This window comes from Staphylococcus shinii, assembly GCF_017583065.1.
Classification (GTDB): Bacteria; Bacillota; Bacilli; order Staphylococcales; family Staphylococcaceae; genus Staphylococcus; species Staphylococcus shinii.
Window position 1 is genome coordinate 253693 of record NZ_JAGEVL010000007.1, and the last position, 12969, is coordinate 266661.

Annotated in this window: 10 protein-coding genes; 6 read left to right on the forward strand and 4 right to left on the reverse strand. The window is 32.2% G+C overall.

Annotation, left to right across the window (positions count from 1 at the left end; all coding sequences use genetic code 11):
* Positions 1 to 430: 430 nt before the first annotated feature.
* From J5E45_RS10875 to J5E45_RS10890, 4 genes are all read right to left on the reverse strand, one after another.
* Complete coding sequence (locus J5E45_RS10875; RefSeq protein ID WP_069792710.1) at positions 431 to 1939, reverse strand: peptide MFS transporter; 1509 nt, start codon at positions 1937 to 1939, stop codon at positions 431 to 433.
* Between the two features lie 497 nt (positions 1940 to 2436).
* Positions 2437 to 3951: a peptide MFS transporter gene (locus J5E45_RS10880; RefSeq protein WP_208182193.1), complete on the reverse strand. Its 1515-nt coding sequence runs from the start codon at positions 3949 to 3951 to the stop codon at positions 2437 to 2439.
* Between the two features lie 184 nt (positions 3952 to 4135).
* On the reverse strand, positions 4136 to 4636 hold the full coding sequence (gene queF / locus J5E45_RS10885; protein WP_069792709.1) for a preQ(1) synthase: 501 nt from the start codon (positions 4634 to 4636) through the stop codon (positions 4136 to 4138).
* 20 nt (positions 4637 to 4656) lie between these two features.
* The gene (locus J5E45_RS10890) at positions 4657 to 5538 is read right to left on the reverse strand and encodes a DMT family transporter (RefSeq protein ID WP_039068763.1); all 882 of its coding nucleotides are present in this window, start codon (positions 5536 to 5538) and stop codon (positions 4657 to 4659) included.
* Positions 5539 to 6258: 720 nt separating this feature from the next.
* Between J5E45_RS10890 and nrdI the strand changes: the two genes are divergently transcribed.
* The 6 genes from nrdI (at position 6259) to J5E45_RS10920 (ending at position 12922) form a co-directional block, all read left to right on the forward strand.
* On the forward strand, positions 6259 to 6657 hold the full coding sequence (gene nrdI / locus J5E45_RS10895) for a class Ib ribonucleoside-diphosphate reductase assembly flavoprotein NrdI (protein ID WP_039068761.1): 399 nt from the start codon (positions 6259 to 6261) through the stop codon (positions 6655 to 6657).
* Entirely contained in the window at positions 6620 to 8725 is a 2106-nt protein-coding gene (gene nrdE, locus J5E45_RS10900; RefSeq protein ID WP_039068760.1) for a class 1b ribonucleoside-diphosphate reductase subunit alpha, read from the forward strand. Before nrdI ends, nrdE begins: the two co-directional genes overlap by 38 nt.
* Before the next feature lie 115 nt (positions 8726 to 8840).
* Complete coding sequence (nrdF, locus tag J5E45_RS10905) at positions 8841 to 9809, forward strand: class 1b ribonucleoside-diphosphate reductase subunit beta (RefSeq protein WP_039068759.1); 969 nt, start codon at positions 8841 to 8843, stop codon at positions 9807 to 9809.
* Between the two features lie 398 nt (positions 9810 to 10207).
* Positions 10208 to 11176, forward strand: a complete 969-nt coding sequence (locus tag J5E45_RS10910; RefSeq protein WP_039068758.1) for an ABC transporter permease — start codon at positions 10208 to 10210, stop codon at positions 11174 to 11176.
* Positions 11166 to 12125: an iron chelate uptake ABC transporter family permease subunit gene (locus J5E45_RS10915; RefSeq protein ID WP_107548933.1), complete on the forward strand. Its 960-nt coding sequence runs from the start codon at positions 11166 to 11168 to the stop codon at positions 12123 to 12125. Before J5E45_RS10910 ends, J5E45_RS10915 begins: the two co-directional genes overlap by 11 nt.
* A complete protein-coding gene (locus tag J5E45_RS10920; protein ID WP_039068756.1) occupies positions 12122 to 12922 on the forward strand; it encodes an iron ABC transporter ATP-binding protein in 801 nt (266 codons plus the stop codon). The genes J5E45_RS10915 and J5E45_RS10920 overlap by 4 nt, the downstream gene beginning before the upstream one ends.
* Positions 12923 to 12969: the final 47 nt, after the last annotated feature.

The following is a 12969-nucleotide window of genomic DNA, read 5'->3' on the forward strand; positions in this document are numbered from 1 at the left end:
CTAAAGTTAGTGCGTAAATTTGATATTGGTTGATATTAAAAAATGAGAGTTAGTCTGTATTTTATGCCTATAGAGTAGTAAAAAATAAACCAAACGCGTGTTTAAGCGTTTGATTTATTTTAGACTGTCGACAAAGTCTTCGACTTTGTTGGCAGCTTTTTTGTGCACGCTTTCCGCAGACACTGCCTTAGCCCGTAGTCTTCAGCTAGTGATTTTCCCGCAGGAGTCGGCCCAAATTACTGCTAATATTATACGAAAAAGATTATAATATATAAATTAAACAGTGGTGGCGTTTATTATGTTGAATATATCAATTGATAAAAGAAGCAACTTTTGGTCTGAAAGATCATAGCTATTTTGAAAAATAACTATACGAACGTAAATAAACCTTAGGACTGTCACCTAAGGTTTGTTTATGTTCGTATTGAAATTATTTAATGCCTCTCATGCCTCTAACAATTTTTGGTACAAAAGCAAGGACAATAAGACTTACTACAATTGCAATAACACCTAAAAATAAGAAATAGTTTTTATAGCCTAGTGGTTCGATTAAATGAACAAGTGTACCATTAATCGCTTGTGCACATGCATTTGTTAATAACCATAAACTCATCATTTGTGTGTTAAACGCTTTTGGTGCTAATTTAACAGCGGCACTATTACCAGTTGGAGATAAACATAATTCGCCGATTACACAGATGATATAAGAAAGGATAACCCAGTTAACACTTAACATTGAACCACCCGATGAATGTCCAATTAAGCCTATCATGATGTATGAAGCACCAGCTAAAGACGCACCTAAGACAAATTTTGTCGCTATGCTTGGTTGGCGTCGAGCCATTTTTGCCCATATGATTGACACAACTGGAGCTAATAATACGATAAATAATGGATTAATGGATTGGAAAAGTGTTGGCCCAAAGTCCGTCTTCCATCCAAAAATATTTAATTTCATATCACTACTTTCAAAAGCGAATAAGTTAAGTACATTTGCTCCTTGTTCTTGAATAGACCAGAATAAAACACCTAAAACAAACAACGGTATAAAAGCAATAACACGAGAACGTTCATCGTCTGTTACTTCTTTGCTGCGTATCATAATTGTAAAGTAAATGATAGGTAATGCTATACCGAGTACTAATACAGTTGTACTTACGATATTAAATGAAAGTGTACCTGTTAAACCAGTAATAATTAACACAGCGGCAATAATTAGCGCTACAACCGCAAATATTAAACCATATTTTTTCTTCTCTTGTTGGTTTAATGGATTAGTAGGTTTTGTACCAACATCACCAATGTTTTTCTTGTTGAAAAGCATGTACCAAATCAAACCAAGCGCCATACCAATGGCTGCAATTAAGAAACCGCCATGGAAATTCCCACTATCTACAAATTGATTTAAAATTAGTGGTGAAAGTAATCCACCCAAGTTTACTGACATATAGAAAATAACAAAACCTGCGTCTATACGCGTGTCATTTTCTGGATATAGTCTACCGACAATATTTGAAATACTTGGTTTCATTAAACCAGAACCAATTATAATGAAAAACATTGAGATAAATAGGCCGATGATATCTAATGGTAAACTTAAGAAAATGTGACCAATAATAATTAATACACCACCATAAAATGTGGCTTTACGTGTACCGGTAATTCTATCTGAAATCCAACCTCCAAGTACTGAGGTCATATAAATTAATGCACCATACACAGCCATTACTGATTGTGCAGTGCTTTTATCCATACCAAGGCCACCGTCTTTGATAGCGAAATACATATAGAAGATTAATAATGCACGCATACCATAGTAGCTAAATCTTTCCCAAAATTCTACGAAAAATAAAACACCGAGTCCTTTAGGATGACCAAAAAAACCTTTTTGAGGAATTGATTCGACTGTTGGATCTTGTGATGTATACTTATCTTGCATAAAACATTCCCGTCCTTCCTTGCTCCCAATAAAAATGTATAAAAAAGATTTTACGCTTAATTAAATTTAATTGCAATAATATTCTCAAAATAGCAATATTCTGAATGTTCTGATAAATTATAATTAATATACAACTATATTTATATTCCAGTAAATATAAATAATAGTGTTCACGGAATGGATAAAATGGGTAATGATTGTGTTGGATTTTTAATTAAGAATGGTATGCTCAAGCAGAAAGAGGTTAGAGATGCGGTTAGGAGTAATCTGGCTACAGAGCACATGTGTAAGGATCACCAATGTATTAGTGGAATAAAGATATAAGATAGGAATATTTTAGATCAAGTGTTTTTGAAGATAGTCAGAATTAAACGTAAGACAAAACAGCCCAAAACAATATTGTCTTGGGCTGTTAATCAAGTTAAGGATAGATGACAGGAGCATAGCTACACCGTATATAAAATTATTTCTCCTAGCCATTTGTTCAATTAATTTGGTTAATAAACGCCTTTCATTGCGCGTATTACTTTTGGTGAAATAAGTAATAATAATACACCGATAACTACTGCAACAAGACCTGAATACATAAAGTAATCACTTTGATCCATCTTAGTATAGATAACAACGAGTTGTGCGTTAAGTCCTTGTGCAGTTGCGTTACTAAGCATCCATAAGCTCATCATACGTGCTGTGAATGCAATAGGTGCTAATTTTGTAGTTGTTGATAAACCGACAGGTGAGATACAAAGTTCACCGATTGTTATTAATAAGAAACTCAGTACAAGCCATAATGGGTTAATTAACTCGTTGCCTGTAGCTAATGGAATAATCATTACTAAATATGATAGCCCAGCAATAATTGCTCCAAATGCAAATTTATATACAGTAGGTGGGTTGCGTTTGCCTAACTTCATCCATAACGTTGCAAATACTGGTGCTAATACAACTATAAATATTGGATTTAATGATTGTGCCCAAGCTGCTGGAATTGTAAAGTCAAATAATCCATTGGTAAGGACTGACATTTCTAATTGTGTTTTTTTATCTGCAAACGTTGCTAAAATTGTTGAGCCTTGTTCTTGAATCATCCAAAAAGCTACGGATGTTATGTACAGTGGTACGTAACTATATACACGTGAACGCTCATCTTTAGTTACATCTTTACTTACAATCATGTTAATAAAGATGTAAATAGGTAATACGATACCTAAAATAGTAATTAAGAAACTGAAGTTTTCAAGCGTCAGTGCATTGAATAAATGTAAAACTAATAAATAAACTAAGAATAATAAGATGACAACACCAGATATATAACCGAATTTCTTAAGCTCTGGTCTTGTTAATGGATTTGGGACGTTACGTCCAGCAAAACCTAAGTTTTTCTTACGTTTAATCGCATAGACAACTAAACCACAGAACATACCGATTGCAGCAGCTAAGAAACCAGCGTGGAAACTAATTCTAGTTTGTAAGAAACCAGTTAATAACGGCGCAAGTAAGCTACCTAAGTTGATTCCCATATAGAATAATGTGAATGCAGAGTCTCGGCGTACATCATTACGATCATATAATTCACCAACTGTAGTTGAGATATTTGGTTTTAACAAACCCGTACCTGCAATGATGACAGCTAATGCAATCATAACTAATGTTAAATTATTTGGTAATGATAGTAATAAATGACCAAGCATGATGAGGATACCACCATAGAAGACAGCATTTTGAGTGCCAGTAATCCTATCGGCAATCCAACCACCAATCACACCTGACATGTAGATTAAGGTACCGTATATTGCAACGATTTGCATCGCAACGGCTTGGCTTAATCCGAAACCACCTTCAGCTACGCTATAGTATAGGTAAAAAATCAAAATAGCTTTCATACCATAGTAACTGAATCTCTCCCAAAATTCAGTGAAGAAAAGTGTACTTAGTCCTTTTGGATGTCCGAAGAAACCTTTGTTTGGAATACTTTTCATTATTTCTTCGTGTGTGTAATCAATCTTTTTCATAAATTCCCTCCCCCTAAACGGTTGGATTTATTCTATACCGTTTTTCTAAAAATAACAAGCGTATATATGAAAAGTACAAAATTTAATGAATAATCAGTTAATTAACGATAAAAAATTATAAAAAAATAAACTACCAAAGATGTAATGTACTCAAGTTTCTTTGATAGTTTATGGAAATAGGATTCTAACGGTTATCTATTTTTTCGGGATATATATCGTGATTCATTAAACGATGTTCTGCCATTTTTTCATATTTAGAATCTGGACGACCATAGTTTGTATAAGGGTCGATTGAAATACCGCCCCGAGGTGTGAATTTGCCCCATACTTCAATATAATGAGGATCCATCAATTGAATTAAATCATTCATAATAATGTTCATACAATCTTCATGGAAATCACCATGATTTCTAAAACTAAATAAATATAGTTTTAATGATTTAGATTCAACCATTTTTATATTTGGTATATAAGAAATATAGATTGTTGCAAAATCAGGTTGCCCCGTAATTGGACAAAGTGATGTAAATTCTGGGCAATTAAATTTTACAAAATAGTCGCGTCCTGGGTGTTTATTATCAAATGATTCTAAGACTGATGGGTCATAATCAAATTCATATTTATTGTTTTGATTGCCAAGTAAAGTTATATCTTGTAAATTTTCTTTGTTACGTCCTTCGCTCATAATTGAAATCTCCTTTATATTTATGGTTTTTCTTCTGCTTTTTGAATTGTAGTAGGTTGCCTTCTTGCTTTTTCAAACATATAGTAACTAGATCCAATGATAATCATATAGCCTAGTACTGCATAAAAGTCTGGCGATTCACCAAATAAGATAAAGCCAAATAAAGCGGTAAAGATAATAGATGCGTACGTAAAGATGGAAATATCTTTAGCAGGCGCGTAGCTATAAGCGAGCGTAATACCGATTTGTCCAGCGGCAGCTGATAGACCGGCACCGATTAAATACCATACTTGAGTCATTGTCATTGGCTCAAATGTAAATATAGTAAATGGTATTAGTACTATAATTGAAAAGAATGAAAAGTAGAACACAATTGTATAGGGTGCTTCGCGCGTACTAAGAGCTCTGACACAAGTGTATGCGCTTGCTGCAAATATACCAGATAATAAGCCGGCTATAGCTGGTATCATAGATGAAGAAAATTCTGGTTTTATTACAAATAACATACCTGCTATGGCTACAATCATAGCTATAAATTGATAATTACGAACTTTTTCATTCAAAAATATTAAACTAAGTAGAATAGTCCAAAACGGGTTTAACTTCATTAAAGTATCAGCATCACTTAGAATCATATGATCTATCGCATAAATATTTAACAAAACACCAATTAATCCCAAAGTTGAACGTGAAATCAACAAGGGCTGACTACTGAGTTTACCGAATAGGGGTTGCTTATATTTAAAAATAAAATACATTGGTATAAACATTGCTACTAAATTTCGAGCAAGTGACTTTTGGTATACTGGTAAGTCACCAGCTAATCTGAAGAAAACAGACATAAAGCTAAAACCAACTGCTGAAATAAGTATGGCAATGATACCCTTAACTTTAGGATTCACATGTATCGCCTCAATTGTTAGTTTTTAACGTATATATATTAGCATATATTCCTAGAACCTGTATATATCCTTGAAAGTCTAATGAAAGTATATTATGATTACATGAACGAACAAGTGTTCTTGTTTTAGCATTAGAATTTACAACTTATTTAAATGTAATTTATGGCTTGAGTAATTTAGGTTGTAGACAACTTGAGGGGTGTTATCGTGTAAACCACGGTAAATCAAGCGTTACAAGCTTTTCGAAAAAAGCAAATGAAAAAACCTTAAATTCAGTAAAAAAATTTTTTGCACTCAAAAACGTCAGTTTAATGTTGAATTGGTGCCATTTATCTCTGTTCTTCAAGAATTTGTCAAAAACAAAGGTCTTTAAATAAGGTTCTGAATTATGTATAATGAAACACATAATATAGTATTGATGATCGGGACGAAACACAATATATTGTGTTTTATATACGTGGTCACTTTATTTATAATAAACCAAATTTTAAGTAAAATAACACTAGTGAGAGCGTTTAATAATGACAAATCAAGCATAAATACTTAATTAATGAGTTTTTACATACCAATATATAGATGACGTATTTTCTATATATAGTGGTTAACTCCAAAGGTTAATACTAATTATTATTTCTTAAGTATAAATTATAATAGTTTAATTTTATAGTTGCGATTTTTCATTAATAAAATATTAGTTAAATAAAGAAAGAAGGTGGTCCAATGAAGGTTGTCTATTTTTCATTTTCCGGTAATGTGCGCAGATTCATCAAAAAAACCGAGCTTACAAACGTAATGGAAATTACACAAAGTAATTGTTCTGAGAAAATTGAAGAACCATTCATATTGGTCACTGGAACGATAGGATTTGGCGAAGTACCACAACCAGTTCAGTCATTTTTAGATGTAAATAATAATTTATTAAAAGGCGTTGCAGCTAGCGGAAACCGCAATTGGGGTCAAAACTTTGCGAAAGCTGGACGGTCTATCTCAGAAAAATATCAAGTTCCTTTATTAATGAAATTTGAAGTACAAGGAACGCAAAATGATATTAGCGAATTTAAAGATAAGGTGGGGCATTTCAATGAAGATTATGGACGAGAAGAAATACAATCATATTGAGTTAAATAACGAGGTTACTAAACGTAAAGATAATGGCTTTTTCAATTTAGAAAAGGATCAAGAAGCATTAGAAGTATATTTAGAAGAAATAGAAGATAAAACAATATATTTTGATACTGAAATCGAACGCCTTCACTATCTCGTTGATAATGATTTCTATTTTGACTTATTTGCAAAATATTCAGAAGCAGATTTGATAGAAATAACAGATTATGCTAAGAATATTCCGTTTAAATTTGCGAGTTACATGTCTGCAAGTAAGTTTTTCAAAGATTATGCTTTGAAAACAAACGATAAAAGTCAATATTTAGAAGATTATAAGCAACACGTAGCAATCGTTGCATTATATCTAGCAAATGGACACAAAGCCACAGCTAAACAATTCATTTCAGCAATGGTTGAACAACGTTACCAACCGGCAACGCCTACATTCTTAAATGCTGGTCGTGCTCGTCGTGGTGAACTTGTATCTTGTTTCTTGCTTGAAACAGATGATAGTTTAAATTCAATTAATTTTATTGATTCAACGGCAAAACAATTAAGTAAAATTGGCGGCGGTGTTGCTATTAATTTATCTAAATTGCGCGCACGTGGTGAAGCGATTAAAGGCATCAAAGGTGTTGCTAAGGGTGTACTTCCAGTTGCGAAATCACTTGAAGGCGGTTTTAGTTATGCAGACCAACTTGGACAACGTCCTGGGGCAGGTGCGGTTTATTTAAATATCTTCCACTACGATGTTGAAGAGTTTTTAGATACTAAAAAAGTAAATGCTGACGAAGATTTACGTTTGTCTACGATTTCAACAGGATTAATCGTACCGTCTAAGTTTTTTGATCTTGCAAAAGAAGGCAAAGATTTCCATATGTTTGCGCCGCATACAATTTATAAAGAATACGGTGTCACTTTAGATGATATTAATTTAGATGAATATTATGATGAGCTAGTTGCAAACCCAAATGTTGATAAAAAGAAAAAAGATGCACGTGAAATGTTAAATACGATTGCACAAACACAATTACAATCAGGTTATCCATATTTAATGTTTAAAGATAATGCAAATAAAGTGCATGCTAACTCTGATATTGGACAAATTAAAATGAGTAATTTATGTACTGAAATTTTCCAATTACAAGAGACTTCTATTATCAATGATTATGGTACAGAAGATGAAATTAAACGTGACATCTCATGTAACTTAGGCTCATTGAATATCGTAAACGTGATGGAATCTGGTAAATTTAAAGACTCAGTGCATACTGGCATGGATGCGTTAACGGTTGTTAGTGATGAAGCAGATATTCAAAATGCACCTGGCGTTAGAAAAGCTAACAGAGAATTACATTCAGTAGGATTAGGCGTAATGAATTTACATGGCTACTTAGCTAAAAATAAAATTGGTTATGAATCTGAAGAGGCGAAAGATTTCGCTAACATCTTCTTTATGATGATGAACTATTATTCTATTGAACGTTCAATGGAAATTGCTAAAGAAAGACAAGAAGTATATAAAGACTTCGAGAAATCTGATTACGCAAACGGTAAGTATTTTGAGTTCTATACAACTCAAACTTTTGAAGCAAAATATGAAAAAGTTCGTAAATTGTTTGAAGGTTTTGATGTTCCGACAGCTGAAGATTGGAAAGTGTTACAAAAAGAAGTTGAAACACACGGTTTATTCCATGCATACCGTTTAGCGATTGCACCTACGCAAAGTATCTCTTATGTACAAAATGCAACTAGTTCAGTTATGCCAATCGTTGACCAAATTGAACGTCGTACTTATGGTAACGCAGAAACATTTTATCCAATGCCATTCTTATCACCAGAGACAATGTGGTACTATAAATCTGCCTTTAATACAGACCAAATGAAATTAATAGATTTAATCTCAACTATTCAAACTCACGTGGATCAAGGTATTTCTACAATTTTATATGTGAATTCTGAAATTTCTACACGTGAACTATCTAGACTTTATGTGTATGCACATCACAAAGGATTAAAATCTTTATATTACACTAGAAATAAATTATTAAGCGTTGAAGAGTGTACAAGTTGTTCAATATAAAATAGCAATAAGAGTCAAGTTAAGTGATTATATAAACCAGTCTAGTCTAGGAGTTAGATTAGGCTGTAAATCACTGCTTTAATTAAATATTTACTAGATAGGGGACATTATCTAAATGAAAGCAGTCAATTGGAATACACAAGAAGACATGACTAACATGTTTTGGCGACAAAATATTTCGCAAATGTGGGTAGAAACAGAATTTAAAGTATCTAAAGATATTGCAAGTTGGAAAACGTTATCTGAACCTGAAAAAGAAGCATTTAAAAAAGCTTTAGCAGGATTAACTGGTTTAGATACCCATCAAGCAGACGATGGTATGCCGCTTATTATGTTACATACGACAGATTTACGTAAAAAAGCTGTATATTCATTTATGGCGATGATGGAGCAAATTCACGCTAAAAGTTATTCGCATATCTTCACTACATTACTACCTTCTAGTGAAACAAACTATTTATTAGATAAATGGGTCATTGAAGAACCACATTTAAAATATAAATCTGATAAAATTATTAATAATTATCATAAATTATGGGGTAAAGAAGCTTCAATTTATGATCAATATATGGCACGCGTATCAAGCGTATTCTTAGAAACGTTTTTATTCTATTCTGGTTTCTATTACCCATTATATCTTGCGGGACAAGGTAAAATGACTACATCTGGAGAAATCATCCGTAAAATATTATTGGACGAATCTATTCATGGTGTATTTACAGGTATGGATGCACAAAGTTTACGTAACGAACTTTCTGAAAGTGAAAAGCAACAAGCAGATCAAGAAATGTATAAATTATTAGAAGATTTATACAGAAATGAAGTTGCTTATACGCATTCACTTTATGACGATATTGGTTTAACTGAAGATGTACTTAACTATGTTAGATATAATGGAAATAAAGCATTGTCTAACTTAGGATTCGATCCATATTTCGAAGAACGTGAGTTTAATCCAATCATTGAAAATGCTTTAGACACTACTACTAAAAACCATGACTTCTTCTCTGTAAAAGGTGATGGCTACACATTAGCTTTAAACGTTGAAGCGTTAAAAGATGAAGACTTTGTTTTCGAAGACTAAAATAAATTATGAATATAAGACTGGCCTAGAGTGCTAATGTCAATTATATAACCAATAAGCCTTCTAAAAGTTAAACTTTTAGAAGGCTTATTTTATATGGAATTAGTAGTTAGATTGGTATAGTCCATTAAATATTTCAGTAAGAAATCAATGAAAAAGCTATTCAAATAAATAGTTAAACAAGTAAAGCATAAAAATTCAACTAACTCATCAACAGTAAATTAAATATTTTTTGTATATAGTTTACAATTAAATACTTTTATTTAAATCACTGATTGCTATTGAATTTACGTTTAAAAATGGTAGAATTTTATTATAACCACTGATAATGATTATCATAACCATTGGTTAACATCATGAATAATTCAGAATTATGAAAGGATTAGAGGTACATCATTATGAAATTCTTTTTAAATGGTATAGTTTTAGCTATCATTTTATCATTACTTACTATCCTTTCTCTTTTTATAGGTGTGAGTAAGGTTTCTATTACTGACATTTTCACACTTTCCAAAGAGCAAATAAACATTATTGTCTCAAGTAGAATTCCAAGAACTGTCAGTATATTAATATCAGGTAGTACACTAGCGCTTGCTGGGTTGATTATGCAACAAATGATGCAAAATAAATTTGTGAGTCCAACTACAGCAGGAACTATGGAATGGGCGAAACTAGGTATCTTAATATCTATGATATTTTTCCCTCAAGAAAATATCATGATTAAATTAGTTTTTGCAGTAGTCTTGAGCATTGCGGGCACTTTTTTATTTGTAAAATTAGTTCAATATATTCGCTTTACCGATGTTATTTTTATTCCACTCTTAGGAATCATGCTCGGTGGTATTGTTTCGAGTTTTGCAACTTTTATAGCGCTTAGGACGAATACAGTTCAAAGTATCGGTAACTGGTTAAATGGTAATTTTGCCATTATTACGAGTGGTAGATATGAAATTTTATACTTAAGCATTCCGTTACTAATATTTACATATATTTTTGCGAATCATTTTACAATCGCAGGGATGGGGAAAGACTTCAGTAATAATTTAGGTGTCAACTATGAAAGAATTATTAACATTGGATTATTTATCACAGCTACGATTACAGCGCTAGTTGTTGTGACTGTTGGAACATTACCTTTCTTAGGGCTCATTGTTCCAAATATTGTTTCAATTTTTAGAGGAGATCATTTGAAAAATGCTTTGCCACATACTGCGATGTTAGGTGCTATATTTGTTATGTTTTCAGACATTGTCGGCAGACTGATTGTTTACCCGTATGAGATTAATATAGGTTTAACAATTGGTGTCTTTGGCACTATTATTTTCTTAATTTTGCTAATGAAAGGAAGACATAACTATGCAAATTAGCGCTAAAACAAAAATGTACGTCTTAATTGCATGTACAGTCATAGTAGCAGCCATTTACCTTGTAATAGGTATTGATTTTGAAATATTTCAATATCAATTTACTAGTCGTTTGAGAAAGCTCATACTTATGGTCTTGGTGGGCGGTGCGATAGCGGCCTCTGTAGTTATTTTCCAAGCAATTACGACCAATAGATTATTAACGCCTTCTATTATGGGATTAGATTCAATTTATATGTTTGTAAAAGTTCTTATTGTATTTGTATTCGGTGTACAATCAGCCTTTGTTACAAATTTATATTTAAGTTTTTTAATTTCTTTAATAGTTATGATTGGTTTTTCTTTATTATTATTCCAAGGTATTTTTAGAATTGGCGATGTATCAGTATATTTCATTTTACTAGTTGGTATTATCTTAGGAACTTTCTTTAGAAGTATTACAGGATTTTTAGAACTAATTATAAATCCAGAAGATTTCTTAGCTGTTCAAAGTGCGATGTTTGCAAATTTTGACGCTTCTAACAGTAAGCTCGTAACGCTATGTGGTATTATACTTGTCATTCTTATTCTAATTACGGTTTATGCAATCCCGTATTTAGATGTACTGTTATTAGGTCGAGACCAAGCAATCAACTTGGGTATACCATATAAAACTTTAACGCGCTTATTATTAATTTTAGTATCAGTGTTGGTATCTATTTCAACGGCTTTAGTTGGTCCTATTACATTCCTAGGATTACTAACAGTCAATTTAGCACATGAACTAATGAAAACATATAAACATAAGTATATTTTGCCAGCAACGATTTGTATTAGTTGGTTAAGTTTAATCATCGCACAAGGAGTAGTAGAAAATTTCTTTGAAGCAACTACACAAGTCAGCATCATTATTGATTTAGTTGGAGGAAGTTACTTCATTTATCTATTAATTAAAAGGAGACATGCGCATTGATCAAAGTTCAAGGTCTTAATAAGACGATACAAGACAAAGCGATTTTGCAAAATATAAATGTTGAAATCAACAAAGGGAAATTGACGACGATGATAGGCCCAAATGGTGCAGGGAAGAGTACACTCCTTTCAGCTATAACAAGATTGATTGATTTTGAAGAAGGTACGATTGAAATAGAAGGAAAATTAATTACTGATTATAAAAGTAATGATTTAGCAAAAAAATTAGCAATTTTAAAACAATCTAATCACACAGAATTAAATATTACTGTTGAAGAACTAGTGCAATTTGGACGCTTTCCACATTCGAAAGGCCGATTGAAAAGAGAAGATAGAGATCAAGTTGAATATGCATTAGATTTATTACATTTAAATGAAATTAGAGACCGTTATTTAAAAACACTCTCTGGTGGACAGCGTCAACGAGCTTATGTAGCTATGACTATAGCTCAAGATACAGAATACATATTATTGGATGAGCCATTGAATAATCTTGATATGAAGCATTCGGTTCAAATTATGCAAACATTACGTAGGCTCGCAAAAGATTTGAACAAAACGATAGTTGTGGTGATTCACGATATTAACTTTGCTTCTTGTTATTCTGATGACATCATCGCTTTAAAAGATGGCCAACTTGTAAAAGCAAGTACGAAAAATGACGTTATACAAACAAATGTACTAAAAACATTATATGACATGGATGTCAGAATTGAAGAAATTCGCGGTCAACGCATATGTGTTTATTACGATGAGTTAACAGCTCATGAAGATTTAGTATTGGCACATTCCATGTAATAAATTAATGATAACTTTGAGGGGAGTGATGCAACTGTAACGTTGTT